Origin of the sequence: Prevotella sp. P5-50 (assembly GCF_002251295.1) — a bacterium.
In the GTDB taxonomy this organism is placed as follows: domain Bacteria; phylum Bacteroidota; class Bacteroidia; order Bacteroidales; family Bacteroidaceae; genus Prevotella.
In genome coordinates this window covers 12,305-36,220 of the sequence record NZ_NPJA01000021.1, presented here as the reverse complement: position 1 = coordinate 36,220, position 23,916 = coordinate 12,305, and the positions used below count along the sequence as shown (strand labels likewise).

General features: G+C 46.4%; 20 protein-coding genes, 1 tRNA gene and 1 pseudogene. 12 read left to right on the top strand and 10 right to left on the bottom strand.

Annotated elements, in window-relative coordinates; translation table 11 throughout:
* Nucleotides 1-8: 8 nt before the first annotated feature.
* The 8 genes and pseudogenes from CIK88_RS05555 (at nt 9) to CIK88_RS05520 (ending at nt 7,347) form a co-directional block, all read left to right on the top strand.
* Nucleotides 9-1,598, top strand: coding sequence for an alpha-N-arabinofuranosidase (locus CIK88_RS05555; RefSeq protein WP_094390337.1), 1,590 nt, complete (start codon nt 9-11; stop codon nt 1,596-1,598).
* Between the two features lie 131 nt (nt 1,599-1,729).
* On the top strand, nt 1,730-3,742 hold the full coding sequence (locus CIK88_RS05550; RefSeq protein WP_094435102.1) for a transketolase: 2,013 nt from the start codon (nt 1,730-1,732) through the stop codon (nt 3,740-3,742).
* 22 nt (nt 3,743-3,764) lie between these two features.
* A complete protein-coding gene (locus tag CIK88_RS05545) occupies nt 3,765-4,208 on the top strand; it encodes an RpiB/LacA/LacB family sugar-phosphate isomerase (protein ID WP_094390335.1) in 444 nt (147 codons plus the stop codon).
* Between the two features lie 135 nt (nt 4,209-4,343).
* Complete coding sequence (locus CIK88_RS12720) at nt 4,344-4,427, top strand: ATP-binding protein (RefSeq protein ID WP_336410092.1); 84 nt, start codon at nt 4,344-4,346, stop codon at nt 4,425-4,427.
* Nucleotides 4,428-4,873: 446 nt separating this feature from the next.
* On the top strand, nt 4,874-5,650 hold the full coding sequence (locus CIK88_RS05535; protein WP_094435100.1) for a hypothetical protein: 777 nt from the start codon (nt 4,874-4,876) through the stop codon (nt 5,648-5,650).
* Between the two features lie 153 nt (nt 5,651-5,803).
* Nucleotides 5,804-5,876, top strand: a tRNA-Lys gene (locus CIK88_RS05530).
* Nucleotides 5,877-6,016: 140 nt separating this feature from the next.
* Nucleotides 6,017-6,397: a hypothetical protein gene (locus tag CIK88_RS05525; RefSeq protein WP_094435098.1), complete on the top strand. Its 381-nt coding sequence runs from the start codon at nt 6,017-6,019 to the stop codon at nt 6,395-6,397.
* Nucleotides 6,363-7,347, top strand: a pseudogene (locus CIK88_RS05520) (transposase). Before CIK88_RS05525 ends, CIK88_RS05520 begins: the two are co-directional and overlap by 35 nt.
* A 105-nt stretch (nt 7,348-7,452) precedes the next feature.
* Here CIK88_RS05520 and glmM read toward each other — a convergent pair.
* The 10 genes from glmM to CIK88_RS05470 form a co-directional block, all read right to left on the bottom strand.
* Nucleotides 7,453-8,868: a phosphoglucosamine mutase gene (gene glmM / locus CIK88_RS05515; protein WP_094389469.1), complete on the bottom strand. Its 1,416-nt coding sequence runs from the start codon at nt 8,866-8,868 to the stop codon at nt 7,453-7,455.
* 25 nt (nt 8,869-8,893) lie between these two features.
* Nucleotides 8,894-9,556: a DUF4827 domain-containing protein gene (locus tag CIK88_RS05510; RefSeq protein ID WP_094435096.1), complete on the bottom strand. Its 663-nt coding sequence runs from the start codon at nt 9,554-9,556 to the stop codon at nt 8,894-8,896.
* A 70-nt stretch (nt 9,557-9,626) separates the two neighbouring features.
* Complete coding sequence (locus CIK88_RS05505) at nt 9,627-10,661, bottom strand: bifunctional oligoribonuclease/PAP phosphatase NrnA (protein WP_094389471.1); 1,035 nt, start codon at nt 10,659-10,661, stop codon at nt 9,627-9,629.
* Nucleotides 10,661-11,602, bottom strand: a complete 942-nt coding sequence (locus tag CIK88_RS05500) for a nucleotidyltransferase (RefSeq protein WP_094435094.1) — start codon at nt 11,600-11,602, stop codon at nt 10,661-10,663. The genes CIK88_RS05505 and CIK88_RS05500 overlap by 1 nt, the downstream gene beginning before the upstream one ends.
* Nucleotides 11,603-11,742: 140 nt before the next feature.
* Nucleotides 11,743-13,251, bottom strand: coding sequence for a glycoside hydrolase family 10 protein (locus CIK88_RS05495; protein WP_254046237.1), 1,509 nt, complete (start codon nt 13,249-13,251; stop codon nt 11,743-11,745).
* A gap of 5 nt (nt 13,252-13,256) precedes the next feature.
* Nucleotides 13,257-16,028, bottom strand: a complete 2,772-nt coding sequence (gene metH, locus CIK88_RS05490) for a methionine synthase (RefSeq protein WP_094435090.1) — start codon at nt 16,026-16,028, stop codon at nt 13,257-13,259.
* Nucleotides 16,029-16,508: an SsrA-binding protein SmpB gene (gene smpB / locus CIK88_RS05485; protein WP_094389475.1), complete on the bottom strand. Its 480-nt coding sequence runs from the start codon at nt 16,506-16,508 to the stop codon at nt 16,029-16,031.
* A 10-nt stretch (nt 16,509-16,518) separates the two neighbouring features.
* Nucleotides 16,519-17,031 carry a DMP19 family protein gene (locus CIK88_RS05480; protein WP_094435088.1) on the bottom strand — a complete coding sequence of 171 codons (513 nt, stop codon included), beginning with the start codon at nt 17,029-17,031 and terminating at the stop codon, nt 16,519-16,521.
* Between the two features lie 34 nt (nt 17,032-17,065).
* Nucleotides 17,066-17,950, bottom strand: a complete 885-nt coding sequence (locus tag CIK88_RS05475; RefSeq protein WP_094389477.1) for a glycoside hydrolase family 25 protein — start codon at nt 17,948-17,950, stop codon at nt 17,066-17,068.
* An 8-nt stretch (nt 17,951-17,958) separates the two neighbouring features.
* On the bottom strand, nt 17,959-19,605 hold the full coding sequence (locus tag CIK88_RS05470; RefSeq protein ID WP_094435086.1) for a diphosphate--fructose-6-phosphate 1-phosphotransferase: 1,647 nt from the start codon (nt 19,603-19,605) through the stop codon (nt 17,959-17,961).
* A gap of 201 nt (nt 19,606-19,806) precedes the next feature.
* Between CIK88_RS05470 and CIK88_RS05465 the strand changes: the two genes are divergently transcribed.
* The 4 genes from CIK88_RS05465 to CIK88_RS05450 are packed head-to-tail and all read left to right on the top strand — an operon-like array spanning nt 19,807 to nt 23,910.
* A complete protein-coding gene (locus CIK88_RS05465) occupies nt 19,807-20,076 on the top strand; it encodes a hypothetical protein (protein ID WP_094435084.1) in 270 nt (89 codons plus the stop codon).
* Nucleotides 20,077-20,085: 9 nt separating this feature from the next.
* Nucleotides 20,086-20,640: a 1-acyl-sn-glycerol-3-phosphate acyltransferase gene (locus CIK88_RS05460; RefSeq protein ID WP_094435142.1), complete on the top strand. Its 555-nt coding sequence runs from the start codon at nt 20,086-20,088 to the stop codon at nt 20,638-20,640.
* Entirely contained in the window at nt 20,640-23,519 is a 2,880-nt protein-coding gene (locus tag CIK88_RS05455) for a xanthan lyase (protein WP_094435082.1), read from the top strand. Before CIK88_RS05460 ends, CIK88_RS05455 begins: the two co-directional genes overlap by 1 nt.
* Nucleotides 23,520-23,562: 43 nt before the next feature.
* Nucleotides 23,563-23,910, top strand: coding sequence for a hypothetical protein (locus CIK88_RS05450; protein ID WP_094389481.1), 348 nt, complete (start codon nt 23,563-23,565; stop codon nt 23,908-23,910).
* The last annotated feature ends 6 nt before the right edge of the window (nt 23,911-23,916 follow it).

Here is a 23,916-nt window from a genome sequence, read left to right as displayed (position 1 = left end):
TACTAATTATGCATTACAATTATTTCCTATCAGCAGCCTTTGCCCTATGCGCTTCTCAGGTTTCTGCAGAAAGCATCAAGGCAACACTCAAAACCGACCAAGGTAAGAACACCATCAACCGTGAGATCTACGGACAGTTTGCCGAACATCTCGGATCTTGCATCTATGGTGGTCTCTGGGTGGGCGAGAACTCTCCCATCCCCAATATCAACGGCTACCGAAAAGACGTGTTTGAAGCACTCAAAGACTTGAACGTTCCTGTACTCCGTTGGCCTGGTGGATGCTTTGCCGACGACTACCATTGGATGGACGGTATCGGTCCTCGCGACAAGCGTCCTTCGCTGCGCAACAACACCTGGGGCGGAACGATTGAAGACAACTCTTTTGGCACACACGAATTTCTGAACCTCTGTGAAATGCTGGGTTGCGAACCCTACGTCAGCGGTAACGTTGGAAGCGGAACAGTCAAGGAGATGGCACAATGGGTGGAGTATATGACCAGCAACGAAGATACTCCGATGGCACGTCTGCGTCGCCAGAACGGTCGCGACAAGGCTTGGCACGTGAAGTATTTCGGTATCGGCAACGAGGCATGGGGCTGTGGTGGCAACATGACACCAGAATACTACTCAGACGAATTCCGTAAATTCAATACCTACCTGCGCGACCAACCAGGCAACCACCTCTACCGCATCGGAAGTGGTGCTTCCGACTGCGACTACAAATGGACCAGCGTATTGATGGATCGCATCGGCGAACGCATGAACGGCGTATCGCTCCACTACTATACCGCGGCAGGTTGGAATGGTTCGAAGGGTTCTGCTATCAAGTTCGACAACGACCAGTACTACTGGGCACTCGGCAAATGTCTGGAGATAGAAGAGGTCATCAAGAAGCACAAAGCTATCATGGATGAGAAAGACCCCAACCATAGAGTAGATCTTGTGGTTGACGAATGGGGCACCTGGTGGGACGAAGAACCTGGTACCATCGCCGGTCACCTCTATCAGCAGAATGCCCTGCGCGACGCTTTTGTGGCTTCTCTCTCCCTCGACGTTTTCCATCGTCATACCGACCGTGTGAAGATGGCGAATATCGCACAGGTTGTCAACGTACTGCAATCCATGATTCTTACCGACCAAGAAGGCACAGGCCACATGGTACTCACCCCAACCTACTATGTTTTCAAGATGTACGCTCCTTTCCAGGATGCCACCTATCTGCCCATGACAATAGCCTGCGACACCATGAAGGTGCGCCACGAGTATTTCACCCCTATGGATGCTCAGAAGGCTAATGGCTATCGCAACCTGCCCTTGCTGTCCTATTCTGCAGCCAAGACCAAGGATGGTCAGATTGTCATTGCCCTTACCAATGTCAGCCTTGACAAAGAACAGGCGATCGACATCGCCCTCGAAGGTACAAATGCCAAGAGCGTCAACGGACAGATTCTTACCGCTAAAAACGTAGCAGACTTCAACGATTTCGATCACCCCGACCGCGTAAAAGTTGCCGATTTCAAGCAAGCCAAACTCAAGAAAAACGTGCTCTCGGTGAAGATTCCTGCTAAGAGTTTGGTAGTAATGACCTTGAAATAAGCGACATTAAAGGACTTTATTTAGGAAATTCACAAAAAAAGCAATACACAAAGTAATCTTTTCGGATTTTTTCTGTATATTTGCATGTGATATTACAACAAAACTAACGTTATCAAAATAAAACATTGATTATGAACGACAACAAAATCATGAACAAGGCTGCAGATAATATTCGTATTCTCGCAGCTTCAATGGTAGAGAAAGCCAAGTCTGGACACCCCGGAGGAGCTATGGGTGGTGCCGATTTCATCAACACCCTCTATAGCGAATTCCTCGTATATGATCCAGAGCATCCTGAGTGGGAAGGACGCGACCGTTTCTTCCTCGACCCAGGTCACATGGCTCCTATGCTTTACTCACAGCTCGCCCTCATCGGCAAGTTCACCCTTGAAGACCTTAAAAACCTCCGTCAATGGGGTTCCGTAACTCCTGGTCACCCTGAGCGCGAAATCGCCCGTGGTATCGAGAATACCTCTGGACCTCTCGGACAAGGCCATTGCTTTGCCGTAGGTGCTGCCATTGCTGCCAAGTTCCTCAAGGCACGCATGGGCGACGTGATGGGACAGACCATCTATGCCTACATCTCTGACGGTGGTGTACAGGAGGAAATCTCACAGGGCGCAGGACGTATTGCCGGAACATTAGGACTCGACAACCTCATCATGTTCTATGATGCCAACGATATCCAACTCTCCACCAAGACAGAAGTGGTGACCAATGAGGATACCGCCAAGAAATACGAAGCATGGGGATGGTACGTACAGAAGATCAATGGTAACGACGTTGACCAGATTCGCGAAGCCATCAAGAATGCTCAGAAGGAAACCGATCGTCCAAGCCTGATCATCGGCCATTGTGTCATGGGTAAGGGCGCTCGCAAGGCTGACAACAGCAGCTACGAATGCAACTGTGCTACCCACGGCGCTCCACTCGGCGGCGATGCTTACGTCAACACGATGAAGAACCTTGGTGCTGATCCTGAGAATCCATTCCAGATCTTCCCAGAAGTGAAAGAGATGTACGCTAAACGCGCAGAAGAACTTAAGAAAATTGTGGCAGAGCGTTACGCACAGAAAGCTGCATGGGCAAAGGAGAATCCTGAAAAGGCTCAACTCCTGGAAGAGTGGTTCAGCGGTAAAGCTCCCAAGATTGACTGGAGTCTCGTACAGCAGAAGGCAGGTGCAGCTACACGTGGTGCAAGCGCTACCGTACTCGGTGTATTAGCAGAACAGGTGCCCAACATGATCTGCGCCTCTGCCGACCTTTCAAACTCAGATAAGACCGATGGATTCCTCAAGAAGACCCACGACATCGTACGTGGCGATTTCAGCGGTGCCTTCTTCCAGGCTGGTGTTGCAGAGCTCACCATGGCATGCTGCTGCATCGGTATGGCTCTCCACGGAGGTGTAATCCCTGCATGCGGCACATTCTTTGTATTCTCCGACTATATGAAACCTGCCGTACGTATGGCAGCCCTCATGGAACTCCCCGTGAAGTTCATCTGGACCCACGATGCCTTCCGTGTAGGTGAAGACGGACCTACCCATGAGCCCGTAGAGCAAGAGGCACAGATTCGCCTGATGGAGAAACTCAAGAACCACCACGGCAAGAACTCCGTACTCGTTGTACGTCCTGCCGATGCAGAAGAGACCACCGTATGCTGGCGCATGGCGATGGAGAATACCGATACTCCTACCGCCCTAATCTTCTCACGTCAGAATATCGACATGCTGCCCGCAGGCAACGACTACAGCCAGGCCACCAAGGGTGCTTATGTAGTAGCAGGTAGCGACGAAGACTACGATGTCATCCTGCTCGCTTCTGGTTCTGAGGTATCTACCCTTGAGGCAGGTGCTGACCTGTTGCGCAAAGACGGCGTGAAGGTTCGCGTAGTCAGCGTACCTTCAGAAGGTCTGTTCCGCAGCCAGCCTAAGGAGTATCAGGAGAGCGTTCTCCCCGCAGGCAAGAAGAAGTTTGGTATGACCGCAGGGCTTCCCGTCACCCTCGAAGGTCTCGTAGGAGCCGACGGTACTGTATGGGGGCTCAACAGCTTCGGCTTCTCTGCTCCCTACAAGGTGCTCGACGAGAAACTCGGTTATACTGGCGAAAACGTCTATAAGCAGGTGAAGGCCCTGTTGGCATAAACAATCTCAAAACACAATTAATATGGAAGTAAAGACAGTTGGCGTGGCATGCGACCACGCAGGATTCGCTCTCAAGAAGTATGTGCTTCAGTATCTTGAAGAGCATGGTTATGCCTATAAGGACTACGGCACATGGAGTGACGCCTCCGTCGATTATCCCGACTTCGGTCATGCTTTGGCAGAAGGCATCGAGAGTGGCGAGGTATATCCAGGTATAGGCATCTGCGGTTCAGGCGAAGGTATTGCCATGACCCTCAACAAGCATCAGGGTGTTCGTGCCGGACTGGCTTGGATTCCTGAGATTTCCCACCTCATCCGTCAGCACAACGATGCCAACGTCCTGGTCATGCCAGGTCGTTTCATCGACAACAAGATGGCGGAGAAGATTATGGACGAATTCTTCAAAACCACTTTTGAAGGCGGTCGCCATCAGAAGCGTGTTGACAAGATTCCCGTAACTCGCTAAACTGGTAACGGGAGGTATCCCCCTCCCCGTCTCCCACATAGATTCCCGACCCACCATCATAGGTGCGGTCGGGATTTTTTGTATTCCCTCCGAAAAGGTTGCACCTTACACAGAATAAACCATTAAACTTCTGTAATCATAACGACAAACAAATCTCCAACAGAATGGGCACAGACACTTGATGATGAAGTAATAGCATCTGCATTGTTGGATCGTTGACTGTACAAATGTGAAGTGATAAACTTAAAGGGAAGCTGTTATAGAATGGAGAACAGATAGACAATTTTCGATAAAAACAGTAAAAATAATAAAAAACAAACTGGTGGGTTAACTTTACGAAAAATTGGTGGGTTTAAATTTGCTTATTACAATGGAGCAGTGAGAGCAGAGAATAAACCAAAAATTATTCTTTGCCGAATGAGATAAAAACAACCTATGACGTAAATCTTACGCTAGAATCTTTAGAATAATCTTTAACTAGAATCACAGATCATAAATCAGAAATAAAAGTCCGCGGTATCTGTGGGATGTTAAAAAGGGAGGGTACATGAGAGGTACATAAAGAAAATGTGTGTTCTCTTTGCTTTCGCTGCTTCAAAATTTGGATATTAAAAGTCTATATCGTATCTTTGCAAGCGAATTAAGAAAAACGAAAAAAGAAAGATATGAAAGATTCTTCAACGAAAAAAGCATTAAATCTGAAAGCACTTACTAAGAGTTTGGTATGGGACGTGCAGGAAAACGACATCTTCCGCATTTTGGACGGCGGCAGTAAAGACCCCGACTTCAAGGAAAATATCCGTCGCTACACAGACATCATACGCTCTGCATTCAATGTAGAAGAAATAAAGAAAGACTCTCCTGCTATTCGCGCTGCCTACGAGAAACAAGGATATAAGGTTGGAGCATTCTCTATCGATGAGAATGCAAAAATGATTATTGCCATCCGTAAACGCCCTATTATGCGCGTTACTGACCTGACCTACGAAAATATCCGCCACATTACTGCTTCCAAACTTATGGAGGTGCTGGAACGTAATTTCGGAGGTGGATGGGACTCACTGTCACAGTCTATCCAAGACATCATAGAAAGCGGTTTTGAAATCTCTACCACTACCTTGCCAAAAGACAGACTCCATAAGAAAGGTGGTATGTATGAAAAGAAGGTCGCTGATGGCTTTGAGGTTCTTGAAGTAGAAAAAGGTACATGGGTTGAGGCGATCTTCGCAAAACTTAAACCAGAGACTGTTAAACCAAGAATGAAATTTGAAACTCACGACGAGGACGAAATCCCTGAAGACAATTACAACAGTCCTGACGAGGATGACGATTCGTTTGACGATGACGTGATGAACGAAGATAATTATCGTACCACTTTTGAGATTGAAAGTGATCCCGACGAAGAGGCGGAAAGTATTTCCGATTTCGGCGGAGAAGATTAAAAAGAAACGAATAGAACACCAAATAAAATGGTGGAAAAGGGCTTCAAATGATGAATTTGAGGCTTTTTTTATGTTTTTTCAAAAAAAAACTCAAAAAAGTTTGGTGGGGAAAAAAAAACGTCGTACCTTTGCAACCGCAAACAAGAAAACAACGCGCTTGTAGCTCAGTTGGTAGAGCACCTGACTCTTAATCAGGGTGTCCAGGGTTCGAACCCCTGCAGGCGTACAAAGAGAGAAAAATATTATTTTTCTCTCTTTTTTTTTGTATCTCACCTACCCGATTAATGGCCCACACGGATTACGGCTCACCCGATAAACCTAGGGGGAAAGCTTTTTGATTCTACAGAAAATTTATATCTTTGCACCATGAACAATCAAGGATTATTAACATCGGCACAGTTGATACTGCCATCAGAGATACTTTCAAATTTTGAAGTAGTACGTGTAGAAGAAGAGGCATCCCTTATTCGCATCTATCTTGACGAATCGGTTATGGCTGAATATAAAGAGAACCCGGAGATTGAATTCAAAGGGTTCTGTGAGGCCGTAACTATACGTGACTTCCCGATCCGCGACAAAGGTGTTGATCTAATCGTCAGAAGACGCAAATGGTACGACAAGCAGAATAACCGATACTTCTCCGACTCTTATGAGCTGAAGGCTGAAGGAACCCGCTACTCCAAGGAGTTTGCGGCTTTTTTAAAAGGAGTGTATGGAGACGATTCCTACGACCTCCCGTTCGCTTGACCACTATTATCACATAAACGGGTATACGTTTGAAAAGCAATACAAGGAAGTGCTCAGCGGCTATCGCGAATGGTCCGAACTATCGCATGCAGAAGACTGGCTTGTCTTTCCCGAAAACATAGGTGAAAGCATCTGCATTGACGAAACGGCTCCAAGCAACGGTGAACTGTACACGATAGTAAGCAACAGATCTTCACATGGGGGTAAAGGTACCATCATTGCTATTGTAAAAGGTGTGGCGGCAGATGTTGTCACGGAAGCACTTATGCGCATTGATGAGGACAAGAGACTGATGGTTAAGGAGATAACAATGGACATGTCGAATTCCATGCGACTTATAGCCAGACGCTGTTTCCCGAATGCAATGCGTACCATAGACCGCTTTCATATACAGAAACTTGCATGTGATGCCTTGCAGGAGATGCGCATCGCGCATAGATGGGACGCTATTCAAGCAGACACGGACACCAGGGAAGAGGCCAAATGTTTGGGTGAAGCATACACTCCAATTGTGCTTGCAAACGGTGACACCACAAGCAGTTGTTGGCTCGCAGCAGATATTTGCTTTTCAAATCTGCCGACAAATGGACAGAAAGTCAGAGACAAAGAGCTGAGGTGCTCTTTGAAACATATCCTGATCTTAAAGAAGCATATTCGCTTACGCATATTCATTAAGAATGATATTTTCCAAGAATACCGTCAAAGATGCTGCAAGACTCTCGCTTGCACGCTGGTATAACAAAGTGGACGACTCTGTCTTTAAGAGTTTCAATGTTATTGCCGCCACGCTTTACGAGCATTATGATGAAGTCTTGAACTTCTTTGTCAACAGGGCAACTAATGCTTTTGCAGAGTCATTCAATGCTAAAATTAAGGCGTTTAGAGCTGCTTCAAGGGGAGTAACGGATATAAAGTTCTTTCTTTTCAGACTTACAAAGCTATATGCTTAATCCCCCTGGTTTGTCGGGTGCGCCATTAAATGGGAGGGAACTTGCAAAAATAAATAGGAGAGAAACGATGCTTCTCTCCTACTCTATATTGTTGCATGCTATTGCTTATTGCATATCATATACAACCTGCATGAGCTTCTTGCCGATTTCGTCAGCCTCTTCCATGGTTGGGGCTTCACTATACACCCGGATGATAGGCTCGGTATTGGACTTACGCAGATGTACCCATTTGGTGGGGAAATCAATCTTCACACCGTCGATATCGTTAACATGGGCTGTGGCGTCGGCAGAGAACATCTGCTTCACCTTGACGAGGATGGCGTCAACATCGGTATCAGGAGTGAGGTCGATGCGATTCTTGGCTATCTGATAGTCGGGGAACTGAGCACGCAGTTCGCTAACCTTACAGCCTTTCTGGGCAAGAGAGGTAAGGAAGAGGGCTATGCCTACAAGGGCATCACGACCGTAATGACATTCGGGATAGATGACTCCACCGTTTCCTTCGCCACCAATAACAGCATCTACTTCCTTCATCTTGGTAGTCACGTTTACTTCGCCTACGGCTGATGCGTAATAAGTTCCTCCATGACGCTCTGTGACATCGCGCAGGGCACGAGTGGATGACAGGTTGCTGACGGTATTGCCTTTGGTCTTCGACAGGACGTAGTCTGCCACGCTGACGAGCGTGTATTCTTCGCCAAACATACGACCATCTTCACAGATGAAGGCGAGGCGGTCAACATCGGGGTCAACAACAATACCGAGGTCGTATTTACCGGTTTTCATCTCGTCCATGATGCCTTGAAGGTTTTTCTCCAGGGGTTCGGGGTTATGGGCGAAATCACCTGTAGGTTCGCCATTAAGTATGGTGTATTCCACTCCCAGCTCATCAAGGAGTTTAGGGAGAATGATGCCTCCTACGCTATTGATAGTATCGACACATACTTTGAAGCCAGCCTTTTTGATAGCTTCCTGATCTACGAGGTCAAGTCCAAGTACTTCTTCTATGTGCCAACTGTCGGCTTCGTCGCAATTGATATAATGACCGAGGTGATCTACATCGGCATAATCGAAGCACTCACTTTCTGCCGTTGCCAACACTTCAGCGCCATCGGCAGCGGTAAGAAACTCTCCATTGCTGTTGAGCAATTTGAGGGCGTTCCACTGGCGTGGATTATGTGAGGCGGTAATGATGATACCACCATCGGCACCGAGCATGCTTACAGCCAGTTCTGTGGTAGGTGTAGTGGCGAGACCGATATTGACCACATCGAATCCCATACCGATGAGTGTGCCACAAACCACATTATCGACCATTACTCCCGACATGCGAGCGTCACGTCCTACGACGATGGTTGGACGATGGTTGTTGAAATCGGCTTTAGCACCATTATTGCCCTGCTTTTTGATGAACTGGGCATAAGCCGTTGTGAACTTTACAATGTCAAGAGGATTAAGCGTATCGCCTGTGGGACCTCCTATAGTTCCACGGATACCAGAGATAGACTTGATGAGTGTCATGATGTTGGTTTATATTAGTGTGATTTTAATTGTCTCGTTGATAGGTAATGACGTAAAAGGCAGGATAAACCGACTGACTGGCAGTCTGTGTGCCTTGTGAATGGGGTACGATAAGTTTCACCTTAGCAATCTCGTCACCTTCCTGGAGGGGGCGTCCTACGTTGATATAAAGCAAGGGGACAAGCCATCCGGAGGGTACGGAAGATGTGCCGTGGTAGAGTTGCATCATGCCCGAAACGAAGGATGCCTGGAAGGTGCTTCCATTGCGCTGTACGGTCATCTTATCCACATACTGTGACACGTCGATATACTGACCATTCATATAGATGGTTCCTACTATATCGTTGCGGATGAGCATAGAGTCGGTCAGGATATTTGTTTCAGAGAAGCGACAGAGCACGTTGACGGTTTTTCCACTCTCTACCTGCTGTCCGCAGCCTTTACGGATAATCTGCATATAGACGCCACTCTTGTCGAGCAACACATATTGATTTTTCTTAAGATCAGTGGTTTGTCCTTGTTCTTCAAACTGTTTTTCACTAATGACGTTGATAGCCGAATCGACAAGAAATTTGCTGATAGCCTGTCGTTCCTTCTTTTTCAAGTCGCTATAGGTTTCATAGTCGTTACAAGCTGCAAAGAGCGATACGACCATCGCCAGTAGCATCAGATAGGATGTTTTTTTCATTCTTTGTTGTTACTATTGGGTTTATCGGCACAAAATTACGAATTATTCCGCAATTATTGTCACGTTTAGACTACTTTAACTTGTCTTCGTATGCCAAAAAAGCTCTTTCCACCACTTTCACGGCCTCTTCTATGGTGCAATGCAACTTGCCACCTGAGGCATTGAGGTGTCCTCCCCCGTTGAAAAAGTCGGCAGCCATCAAGTTGCATGGGAAATCATCAACCGAGCGAAGGCTTACCATAACGAGATTGGGTTTCTCAGTATCTTCTCGAAGCGAGATAGAAAGTCGTAATCCTTTAATTTGCAATGGCATATTAACAATTCCCTCCGCATCTCCTTTAATGAAGTTGAAGTTTTTTTGGTCTTCACGCGTGAGGGTGTAATAGGCAGCGTGACGCTTAGCATCAACCACGAGGCGATTGCACAACACATGGCCTACAAGGCGCAGGCGCGACTCGCTGTAATTATGATAGACATTACGATAAATCTTATCCTTATTGATGTGCTTGGTCAGGAGTTGGCTGATGATATAAAATGTCTCAGGCGAGTTGGAGTTGAAAGTAAACCCTCCTGTATCTGTCATCATGCCACAATAGACGGCTGTTGCAAAATGGCGTCCGAGCTGTTCAAACAGTCCCAACTGCCAAGCCACACGGAACACAAGTTCGCTGGCAGATGACATATTGGGATGGGACACGCAGACCTGACACGCTATGCTGGGGTTGAGATGATGGTCTATGAGTACACGGGGTGCAGTACATGCCTCCAGGGCGGCTTCCATATCGTCGGTACGAGACAGAGCGTTGAAATCGAGACAGATTACAAGGTCAGCTATTTTCAACACCATATCGACATAATCGCTTCGCTTATCGTAGCGTACTATCTTTTCGGTATTAGGCAACCATTGCAGATAGTCTGGAAACTGGTCAGGTACCACCATTACGGGTTCCTTGCCCATGCACTTGAGAACTTCTGCCATTCCCAATACCGAACCTATGGCGTCACCATCAGGACTGACATGACAGCATAAAACGATGTTGTTGGCATGATGTATAAGGGAGCGCAGTTTACTGCACTCCCCTTCAGTCATAATGTTATTCAGCATCAAAACAATTTGTTAGGATAGACACCTTCATTTACCAGTTTCTTAATTCTCTTCACGGTATCTTCACGGTCGGCTGCGTAGGTCACTCCAAACCACTTAGAGGTGGTGTCTAGTACCTTAACGGTAGCAGTCTTCTCGTTGATGAGTTTGTTGACCATCAATGGAATGAAAAATTCTGCCTTCAGATTTTCTATGTTCTTCGGATCTGAGAGGAATGCTTTAAACTCATCCTGTGAATAGTTGAAATAGTCGGGAGTGAAGCCCCACATGTTCATTGACACAGGAGTATTGTCTGCTACTTCAATCCATTTACCATTTTCATCCTTATAGCGGATGGCTTCTGTTACTGCACCGGCATTTGAACCATCTTCTGCGCAACGTACAATCTCGGTACGTTCAACAACGGTTGTCAGATGTCCTTCTGCATCGGTAGAGCAGATGCCGCGTGCTACGGTACCATTCTCGCTCAGGGTGTTTCCTACGCGGAATCCAACCATAGCATACTGGTTTTTAGCACCTTCAGGCAGTTCGCTAAGGAACTTTCCGATGACCATAAAGGCGTCGCGATTATAGAAGTCATCGCAGTTGATGACACAGAATGGTTCTTTGATAACATCCTTACCCATCAGTACGGCATGATTGGTACCCCATGGTTTCTGTCGTCCTTCTGGAACGCTAAAGCCTTCGGGTAATGCGTCAAGTGCCTGGAAGCAGAGTTCGCATGGAACCTTATGTTGATACTTAGCAAGAATCTGTGTACGGAACTGCTCTTCAAAGTCTTTTCTGATTACCCATACGATTTTGCCAAATCCGGCTTGTATGGCATCATAGATACTATAGTCCATAATGGTTTCACCATTAGGTCCCAGTCCGTCAAGTTGTTTGAGTCCGCCGTAACGACTTCCCATTCCGGCAGCCAATAAGAATAATGTAGGTTTCATAATTCTGTTAATTCTGATAGATTATATTTTTCTGCAAAGGTACGAATAAGTGAGCGGAATACAAAAAGAAAAACACGTTTTCTTTTTTTATTCCCGAACGAAAGTACCTTGGTACAAGCGAAAGAAAGAACCAAAGCGCGTTAGCTCTGAGGTTCTTTCTCTTTCACCGTAACTTTAGCTTTTACGGGACGGCTCTCGTTAGCAAGTCTGTTGAGTGCCGTTACATAATAGACATATCGTCCTGGTTCTCCAACAATCTCATGATGACAATCAGCTGTGATGCAAACGATATGTGAGGCATCATCGAGATTGACCGGTTCGCCTTTTGCAAAGTGATATACCACATAGCGTACAGCCTCATTCTGCCATGCCTTACCCTTGGGTGGTGTCCAGAAAAGCACCTGCTGGTTGGCAATACGTAAAGGTTTGAGTTTACGTACCTTTTTAGGAGCCTTATCACACAGATGGGGCATAAGGGGTTGAAGTGCGGGTTTCTTCCAATACACCTGTCGAAGATTGGTGCCATAGTTGCCAACATTATCTACGGCAGCTTTCGCATACCACAACACCGTACCTTGTATTCCAGGCAATTCTGCATGATATTTCATCTTGGCAGGCAACTGATTGCGACTGGGTTGTTCCGGGTCAGGAAACTTCACGGTACGCTCCACATCCTCGCCGATAAATAGCGGACGCGCAGCGGCATGATCATTCCACCATTTCACGAGTTCGGCATAATCAGCCGCAGGATGACCAATCTGCCAATACAGCTGTGGAACTGTATAATCAACCCATCCGTTGTCTATCCATTTGATGACATCGGCATAGAGATCATCATAGTTTTGAAGACCGCGTGTACGGCTTCCTTCTGGGTCGTTCGCTTTATTACGATAGATGCCGAAAGGACTCACTCCAAATTTCACCCATGGCTTGACCCGATGGATCGTTGTGTTGAGTTGCTCTATCAACAGGTCAACCTGATAGCGTCGCCAATCACCACGATTGCTGAAGCCTTGGGGATCAGCCTTATACTGTGCGTCATCAGGAATATCCACTCCTGCCACAGGATAAGGATAGAAATAGTCATCGATATGAAGTCCGTCGATATCGTAACGTTTCACGATGTCCTCAACTACTTTACAGATATAATCACGATTCTCCTGAAGAGCAGGATTCATCACCACTAATCCGTCATAGCGAAAGCTCCATTCTGGATGTTTTGTCACGATATGGTTTGAAGCCAACATGTAAGACGACTTAGTCTTGGCACGATATGGGTTGATCCAGGCATGGAGTTCCATGCCCCGCTTATGACATTCATCAATCATCCATTGCAAAGGATCCCAATAAGGCACAGGTGCTTTTCCCTGTACTCCTGTCAGAAAATGACTCCATGGCTCTATGCTGCTTTCGTAGAGTGCATCACATGCTGGACGAACTTGAAATATAATGGCGTTGGCACCATCTTTCTGCAGTTCATCCAGTTGGTAGGCAAGTGTTTTCTGCATCTGTTGCGTTCCCATGCCTTGAAACTGTCCGTTGACACATTGAATCCATGCGCCACGGAATTCACGTTTTACAGACTGTGCCGACAGTCCTAAAGATATCAGCATACACATGATGCCGAGGAGGATAATGTTTTTTCTCATATTGCTCATTGTGCAGTATCATTAAAGAAATCTTTTTTCTGACTACGCGCTTCGTCGAGCGAAAGCAGTTGTTGCTGTTGTTGTTGATAATCGTCGCGCAGGTGTTGGTAACGCTCGTCAAGTCCGTTGACGATCTGAGTCTTTTCGGTTTCGCTCATCAAGCGGGCAGCAACGGTTGCGTTTTGCGAAGCATCCTTCATCCACACCACAGGGCCTCCATAGACGGGTGCAATCTTCAATGCCACATGGAGTTCGCTCGTTGTGGCTCCACCTATCATGATCGGGATATGAAGTCCTGCACGTTGCATTTCACGCGCCACGTTGACCATCTCTTCCAGACTGGGTGTTATCAGTCCTGAGAGTCCTATCATATCGACGCCCTCTTCTATGGCTTTCGCCACAATCTGTTCGGCAGGAACCATGACACCCATATCTACAATATCATAACCATTACAAGCCATGACGACCGCTACGATATTCTTACCAATATCATGAACGTCGCCTTTGACCGTAGCTAACAATACTTTTCCTGCCTTACGGTCGCTATCGCCCTTCTCTTGTTCGATATAGGGTTGTAGAATCTGCACAGCCTGTTTCATGGTTCGTGCAGTTTTTACCACCTGTGGCAGAAACATCTTGCCTTGTCCGAAGAGTCGTCCCACCTCATTCATACCCGCCATTAGCGGTCCTTCGATGATCTCTACCGCACGTGCGTACTGTTGCAGTGCTTCTTCCAGATCAGAGGCAAGATAGTCGCCCACACCTTTTATCAACGCCTGTTGCAACCTACTTTCCACATTCCCTTCACGCCATTGTTCTTTGCGTTGGTTTGTTGCGGCATCAGCAGGTGTCTGTGCTTTGAGGGCCTGTTGTTGTTCCAAGAGTTTGTTTGCCAACTGCGTGAGTTCATCGGCAGCTCCTGCATGACGATTAAGAATCACATCCTCAATAACCTTCAGTTCATCGGCAGGAATATCGGAATAGAGCACTTTCGTGGCAGGATTGACAATACCGAAATCCATTCCCCGTTGAATGGCATGATAGAGGAATACCGCATGCATGGCTTCGCGGATGTAATTATTTCCACGGAAGGAGAAAGAGAGATTGCTGACACCCCCGCTCACATGGGCACCAGGAAGGTTTTTCCTGATCCATTCGGCAGCACGGATGAAGTCGAGCGCATAACTGTCATGTTCTTCCATACCTGTTGCCACAGCCAGAATATTAGGGTCGAAGATTATATCGAGCGGATTAAATCCAACACGTTCTGTAAGAATACGATATGACCGCTCTGCAATCTCAATACGTCGCTCAAAACTGGTCGCTTGACCTTGTTCATCGAAGCACATCACCACAACTGCCGCCCCATAGCGTTTGACGTCCTGTGCATGGCGTATAAACACCTCTTCTCCTTCTTTCAGCGAAATGGAGTTGACGATGGATTTACCCTGTACACATTGCAGTCCGGCAGTAATCACCTGCCAATCTGAAGAGTCGATCATCACAGGAACTGCAGCAATATCGGGCTCTGACGCAATGCGATTGAGGAAATTGACCATTTCGCTCTTCGCATCAAGCAGTCCATCGTCCATATTGACGTCAATGACCAAGGCCCCATCCTCCACTTGTTTGCGGGCAATGGCAACAGCCTCATCGTATTGTTTCTCTTTGATGAGTCGCAAGAACTTACGCGATCCTGCCACATTACACCGTTCACCAACGTTGACAAAATGGACCTCTGGAGTCACCTCCAGCAATTCAAGTCCACTCAGTTGCATATAGGGAGACGCTTCAGCCGGACGATGCGGTGTCTTTCCAGCAACAAGCGGGAGGTATTCGGCAATGAAGTGTTCGTCAGTACCGCAGCATCCGCCGATGATATTGACAAGTCCCTCGTCAATCATAGCGCCAATCTTCGGAGCCATGGACTCAGGAGTCTCATCATAGAGTCCCATTGAGTTGGGGAGTCCTGCATTGGGATAGGCACTAATATAATAAGGAGCACGTCGTGCCAGTTGGCGAAGGAATCCTATCATCTGGTCTGCACCGAAAGAGCAGTTGAGACCTACCGAAAAGATAGGGTAACTGCTGATGCTGGCAAGGAAAGCCTCAAGTGTTTGTCCGCTGAGCGTTCGTCCTGCAAGGTCGCTCACGGTAGCGCTAACCATGATAGGCAGTTCGATATTGCGTTGTGTCATTACCGCCATGGCAGCATCTATAGCCACTTTAGCGTTCAGCGTATCAAATACCGTTTCGATGAGAATAGCATCCACCCCACCCTCAACAAGTGCGTCCATCTGCTCTACGTAGGCATCATAGAGTTGGGGGTAAGTCAATTCGCGGGCGGCAGGATTACTGACATCGGGAGACATTGAGCAGGTTTTATTGGTAGGTCCCACACTACCAGCCACGAATCGTGGTTTATCGGGTGTGGAAAATTCGTCTGCCATACGTCGGGCGATACGAGCACCGGCAAGGGCCACTTCGTGACAACGGTCTTCCATGTGGTAGTCCGCCTGCGAAATACGTTGTGCATTGAAAGTATTTGTCGTGATGATATCAGCCCCTGCAATAAGATATTTTTTGTGAATATCCTCTATCACATCAGGACGTGTCAGACAGAGGATATCGTTATTCCCACGCATCTGTCCACGTTGGTTGGTATAGATATTTCCACGAAAGTCCTGTTCAGTAAGTTCATACTTCTGAATCATCGTTCCCATAGCTCCATCAAGCACAAGGATGCGTTGTTTGGCAATTTCTTTGAGTGTTGTCATTTAGTAGTGTTTCATTGCACGGTCCATTTCCCTGCGGTCTTCTTTCTCTTTGAGGGTCTGACGCTTGTCAAACTCCTTTTTACCCTTACAGAGTGCAATATCCATCTTAGCGCGTCCGTGTTCATCAATAAACACGAGAAGTGGCACGATAGTATAACCCGTCTGTTTGGTGGCAGACTGCAATTTCTGTATCTCACGTTTGGTAAGCAGGAGTTTGCGGTCTCGTTTCATCTCATGGTTGTTGTATGAACCATAGAAATAAGGTGACACATTCATGCCCTTGACCCATATTTCTCCATTATGTATAAAGCAATAGGTATCTACCAGACTCGCTTTACCAAGTCTGATAGACTTTATTTCTGTACCTGTCAGTACGATTCCTGCGGTATATGTTTCAATAAAGAAGTATTCGAACGAAGCCTTCTTGTTTCTTATCTGCACAGGACTTTTCTTACGTATTTTCTCGTCGTCCTTATTCATAGCAATCTTCTCATTCGTTTGTCACAACGACAAAATGATCGATGTGTTGGTCTATATATGTTGCAATTTCTGAGGTCCACTCTTCTTCCTTTTCTACAAAAGTATCGTCAAGGTCATCAAACTCCGGCATTTGCTCAAAAAGTGCCATAAACTCCTCTTCACTGCACTCCCGCTCAATGGTAACATGATATTTCTCATAGAGCGTATGTGCATCGTATATGAGTTTGGAGAGGTCACGAAGTCCCCACTGTTTGATGGCCTTGGCAAATGGATTTTTGAAGATAAAAGGTCCGTAACCATTGTGGATGAGCTGTACAAAACCACCGTCCATTACCTCTTCATGGAGTGCATTCCACGCCAACAGGGTTATTTGGTCTGCATTGAGCATGCCCATATTATCTGCTGTAAGCTGTCCTCCTATGGCTTGGTGTATGGCGTTGACGAAAGCATCGACGAAGGCATCCATACCTTCTTCGGCAGCCTGTCTCAGTGTCAGGTCTTGTATTTTAACTTCGTTTGACATAGATATTTTGTTTGATGTATAGTTATGGATTATATCAGTTATCTTGATAGGCCTCTTCTCCTATCTGCTCACGTGCACCGATAGTGAGTTTGCGTAAGTCGTAATAAGAACCGTTGTAGATATTGAAATCAACATCCCCTTTAATGCCCGGCAAACGTCCCACATCGGTATGTTGCCAGAACTTCCAGTTACCTTGATACTCCACCTTGTCCACATAATAGTGAGCAATCCAATAGGGATATTGGTCGAAGACGGGGTCGCTGAGGTAACGCATCTTAAATTTATAATAAGTATAGATGATGGGCTTCACACCATATTGGTGTTCTACCAGCTGCAACCAGAGTAGAATGCTCTCCTTAAACTCTTGGTCGGTTTGAGTGTTTGGTTTCTTCTCTACGTCTAATACCGGTGGCAAATCGCCATTCTCCAGTTTCACTTCGCTGATAAAATGCTCGGCTTGGTCTTTTGCCGATGACCGAACACTATAGAAATGATAGGCGCCTCGTGTAAAGCCGTGTTCTCGAGCCTGTTCGAAATTATCATGAAAGTTTTCGTCTATCAGACTGGCACCTTCTGTGGCTTTGATCATAACGAACCGGATGGGGTATTTATCTATCATTCCATTGTCACGAAGTTCGTCCCAGTCAATCTCTCCCTGATGATGAGAGATGTCGATACCGTGAATTTCATAACCTTCAGGGTAATTGACGTCACCATAGAGTGCACGCCATCGGAAGCCGAAGGGTCCAACAAAGATATAGTAGAAAAACCAAATATACGCCGCTACAAGTAAGAATCCGCCTAACCACCAGGACCATCCTGGAAGACGACGTAACAAACGCACAAAGAGCCCTGGCCGCTTGCGGCGGACAGGACTCGATATGCGTCTTTTATGTTGCTTTCTACGTGAAGTCGGCATAAATCAGATTAAGCCTGCTCCAAAGCCAGTGTTCTGGTTGTCTGATCACATACTTCTGATGGACCCCAGTACTGGATTGGGCCGGGATAAACATAAGCAGTCTCTTTAGCCCACTGCGCTCTATGAGCGGCAAAGAACTTGAATGGTGCACCATCAAGCTCTACAAGAGCCTTGCGGATAACGGGCTTGTTCTTACCATTACGACGCTCAATGTTCATCATCATAGTGATGGGCACACCACCGGCAATCCATTGTTCTGCAGGTGCTGTTGTGTTCTTGATGATTGACATATAACCAGTCTTGCCATTAGCAATCAGGCGTGAAGCGTTGAAACCGAGTGAATAGCAATAGTCTGCATCATAGTTTGATGGAGCAGCGCAACGGCCTTCGTAACCAAAGAAGTGATGCTGTGCAGCAAACTTACCATTGTACTTACCCTCTTTCGCCCAAAGATCAAGTTTAGCCTCAACCATGCAAGAGAGGAGCTTCTCTGTTTCGATCAATGACACCTGAACGTTTCCATGAGGGTCGCGGTCGAGACAAAGCTGACGAGCCACGTCTGCAGGAAGTGATTCGAGTACTGCGAGGTTGTCCTTGGCAATAGCGTTCTTTACGAAAGAAATCTGTTCTTCTGCATTAGCAAATACGCGAGGCTCACCTGTTGCAGGATCAGTCAGTACTTCGTTCAGTTCGGCAATCAGTTTCTTGATAGCAGGAATGAACTCGATAAGTCCTTCTGGAATAAGTACGGTACCGAAGTTATTACCTTCGTTGGCACGGACTACCACTGCATTTGCGATGTAGGTTACAACATCGTCAAGTGACATTTCCTTAGCCTCTACCTCTTCTGAAATCAGACAGAGATTTGGCTGGGTCTGAAGTGCACATTCCAAAGCAATGTGTGAAGCAGAACGACCCATCAGTTTGATGAAGTGCCAATATTTGCGGGCTGAGTTACAGTCACGCTCAATATTACCAATGAGTTCACTATAGGTCTTACAAGCGGTATCAAAACCAAACGAGGTCTCAATCTGAGCGTTCTTCAAGTCACCGTCAATAGTCTTAGGACAACCAATTACCTGTACGCCGTATTTCTTTGCAGCATAATACTCTGCAAGAACACAGGCATTTGTATTAGAGTCGTCACCGCCAATGATAACCAAAGCCTTGATGCCAAGCTCCCGAAGGATTTCAATACCCTTCTCGAACTGATCTTCCTTTTCCAATTTGGTACGTCCAGAACCGATAATATCGAAACCACCGGTATTACGGTAGTTGTCCATGATCTCGGCTGTTATTTCCATATAATTATGGTCAACCAAACCGCCAGGACCAAGAATAAATCCATACAGTTTATTTGCTGGGTTAAGAGACTTAACACCGTCAAAAAGACCAGAAATAACATTGTGTCCGCCAGGAGCCTGACCACCAGAAAGGATAACACCTACGTTAAATGCAGGCAGCTGTGTGGCTTCACCTGGTTCAAAGGTAATTACAGGCATTCCATAAGTGTTAGGGAACAATGCCTTGATCTCATCCTGATTTCCTACTGATTGTGTTGGTTCACCCTCTACAGCTTTTACAGCACCCTGAAGAGCCTTGGGTAATTTGGGCTGATACGCAGCTCTTGCAATTTGCAATGCACTTTTTTCCATAAGTTGATTTTATTTACTTTTTGAATAATGAACTCTTTTTTGGGTTACAAAAGTAGTCATTTTCTTCAAAAAATAAGAATTAAAATGGCAAAAAACACATTTTTAATATTTTTTTAAACGATAAAGATTGTAAATTAGAATATTATCTGTATCTTTGAACAAAAATTAAAATAAATCACAAAAAAACAAAGGAGGAATATTATGGCAAACAAAAGAGCACTAAAAAAGAACGTCAATCTGATCTGTGATGAACTTTACATCGATTTTATTGCCGCTTCACTTTATGGCAATACCCATGACGATAAAATTTTAGCAAATATTCTAGAGACAATAGACAAGATGCAAAGCAATACGCTCAGCCGCATTTCTCATCCAGAACCAGGCATGAGCAAAGGCAAATATTTCAAAGACCTCAAAATACAATTCAAGACTTCTGTCCTTGAAATAGCAGATCAAATCAGCAATCTCTAAATAATGAATATGTGGAAATCATTCTGTAACTGGCTGTTATATAAACGTATGGGGTGGACTGCAGATGTCACAGAACCCCACCCCGACAAATACATCATTTGCTTAGCTCCACACACCAGCAACTGGGACTTTCTTATTGGACAACTGTATGCTGGAGCAAATAGCATCAGCAGTAACTTTCTCATGAAGAAAGAATGGTTCTTCTGGCCTCTGGGACCTATTTTCCGACGTATGGGAGGCATTCCTGTATGGCGTTCAAAACACACAAGCATGACCGATAACTTGGCAGAATATGCCAAGCAATCAAAATGTTTTCATCTCACCATTACACCAGAGGGAACACGATCGCCCAATCCAGAGTGGAAGAAAGGCTTTTATTATATTGCTTTGAAAGCAGGAATACCTATTCTGCTTTATGGAGTAGATTACAAGAAACGACGCATCCAGTGCACCAAGACCATTATTCCTAATGGCAATATTGACGACCAGATGCATGAAATAAAAATATATTTCAAAGATTTCCAAGGTAAGAAACCTGAGAATTTCTGTTTAGGAGACATCTGATGAAAAAACTGACGCTGATACTATTGCTGGTTTGTATGCTGCCAAAAGGGACATATGGACAGACTACAGACGATGCACTATTACGTAATCGCTTAGAATCATATTTTTCTCACTACAAACCCATTGGCGCGCAGTTCTTACGGCGCGCCCATCTGTCTGCATGCGAAATTGATACTACTGAGAGAAACATCACGATACTGGCCAATGAGACGTTTGCCGAACAGGCATTCACGCCGCAGTCGGTAGAACGTATCGAACAGGAGGTACGAAAACTGTTGGTTGGACAGTATGCGGACTACAGTTTCTCGATACTTACCCACAACAGAGATATTCACGAACTCATCCCCAACCGACTACGCGAAAAACCGGATAAGAAGCGCCAATGGAACAATATCGACTACCATGGAGCACCATGGGTCAGAAACGTTTCCTCACCTATTAGTATCCGACATGGTCTGGATGGACGTCATGTGGCATTATGGGCAAGCCATGGCTATTATTACAACATTGCCAAAGAAGAATGGGAATGGCAACGTCCACGCCTTTTCGCCACAAGCGAGGACTTATATACGCAAACCATCGTAGTGCCCTATCTCATTCCTATGTTGGAAAACGCAGGAGCCATTGTGTTTACCCCGCGCGAAAGAGTATGGCAGAAAGAAGAAATCATCGTGGATAACGACGGTTCGAAGCGCAACTATATCGAAGCGACTGCCAGCAACAAATGGAAAAACACCCCCAACAGCGGATTTGCTTTCCACCAGGGGCCTTATGTAGATGGGGAGAATCCCTTTCAGGCGGGTACAGCACGCATGGTGAAGACGACGGGCAGCAAAACCCGCTATTCCCTTGTCAGTTATCAGCCCGAATTTCCCCGTACTGGAAAATATGCCGTTTATGTCAGCTATCAAACATTACCCAACAGTATTGACGATGCTCACTATACCGTATGGCACCGAGGAGAACGAACTGAATTTCGTATCAACCAACGCATGGGCGGAGGAACATGGGTCTATCTCGGAACATTCGAATTTGACAAAGGGTATAGTGAATTCAACCGGATAACCCTCACCAACCACAGCAGCAAGAACGGCGTGATTACAACCGATGCTGTCAGGTTTGGCGGAGGAATGGGCAATATTCAACGGGGAGATCGGGTCAGCGGAATGCCTCGGGCTTTGGAAGGCGCACGCTATTATGCCCAATGGGCAGGAATGCCATACAGCGTCTATAGTTCAAAAAACGGACAGGATGACTATGGCGACGATATCAACGCCAGATCCAACATGGTCAACTATCTGGGGGGCGGTTCACCATTCATGCCCGATAGTGCCGGACTCCATGTACCCATAGAACTCTCATTGGCTGTCCATTCCGATGCAGGACTCCGTCGCGACGGACAAAGTCTGATAGGCACACTGTCAATCTGTACCACCGATTTCAACGAAGGACTGCTGGGAAGCAAAGTGTCCCGACTGGCTTCGCGTGATTATGCCGATGCCCTTTTGGATGGTATTGTTACTGACATGCGGTATAAGTATGGAAAGTGGAACCGTCGTGAAATATACGACCGCAACTACTCTGAAACCCGTCAACCCGACGTGCCGAGTGCTATCATCGAAACGCTCTCTCACCAGAATTTTGCGGATATGCGCTATGCCCTCGACCCCAATTTCCGCTTCACGCTGGCACGTTCACTCTACAAGACTACGTTGCGCTTCATGAGTGAAATGCACAATAAAGAATATGTCGTCACCCCATTGGCTCCTACCAATTTCCGCATCAGCCTTGACAACAAAGGTATGGCGCGTCTGGAATGGGACGGTGTGGATGATCCACAGGAGAAGACAGCCTCGCCCTCTGGATACATTATATATAAAGGTATAGAAGGTATGGATTTCGACAATGGTACCGTGGTCCGCAGCAGAAACAATTACGAGGTCCGACTGGAACCCGGATTGCTTTACCACTTCAAAGTGGCTGCCTTCAACGATGGCGGCAAGAGTTTCACAACAGAGACTCTTTCAGCTGTCTATCAGCCTGAAGCAAAGGGAAACATTCTCATCATCAACGGATTCAACCGACTGTCTTCACCTGCAGTGAGATTCTCTGACACCGAACAGGGTTTCGACCTGGACGAAGACCCTGGAGTAACAAGAGGTTGCATGCCTGGATGGATGGGACGCCAGTTGAATTTCGACAATAACAGCAGGAGCTTTGGCGACAGCGGAGACGAGATGGCTGGGACTTTCTTGGCTGGTAACGACTTCAACTATGTTTCAACTCATGCCAAGGCGATTGTTGCGGCAGGAAAATACAATATCGTCAGCGCTTCGGTAAAAGCCGTGGAAAGCAAACAGTTGCCGTTGGAGCAATTCGACATGATAGACCTGCTATTAGGACTGGAGCGTGACGATGCACACAGTTTGGTATATTATAAAACCATGAAGCCCGCCCTGCAACATCTGTTGCGCCAGTACGCCAACCAGGGCGGTTCTCTACTGGTGAGCGGCGCCTACGTCGGTTCTGATATGAAATCAGACGAAGACAAGAACATGCTCGCAGAGGTATTGAAATGCCAAAGTGCCTCGTCTTACAAGGCTGCCAACGACAGCATCACGGGCATGGGAACCACCTTCGATTTTTACCATCAGATGAACGAAGAGCATTATGCGGCAACGGCAGCAGACGTGATAAACCCCGTAGGGAAATCCTTTGCCGCCATGCGCTATGCAGACGGTCAAACGGCAGCTGTTGCCTATCAAGGCAACGACTATCGCGCCTTGACCATGGGATTCCCCTTCGAATGCATCAAAAGCGATAAAAAGCGCAATACACTCATGCGTGGCATGATCAATTTCCTGATCAACAGACAGTAATAACTCAAAACAAAACAATATTAACTCAAAAAATCAACAATCTATGTACAGAATCCAGAGCAACCCCACAGGAACCCGCAGTATAGAAGTCAGCGAGCAACACCTTGCAACAATCGAGAAGTATCAACTCTTCCGCGATCTTATTGACTCCAATGGGTATATTGACGAACAGGTCTTAGACAAACTCAAACTCAACATTCGCGCCCTGCTCGAATCTGAAGCCACAACAGACAAGGCACTTCTTGACCTTTGCCTCGACGTCATCTACCATCATAACATGAAAGCTTTCGGCTTGCAACAGCTCATTCTGCTGTTCATCAACTGGAAGAACCAAAACGAAGATCCTATCGGAGTGGACGCTGACGTCATACAGGGCACTCCCCTCAACTAAAATACA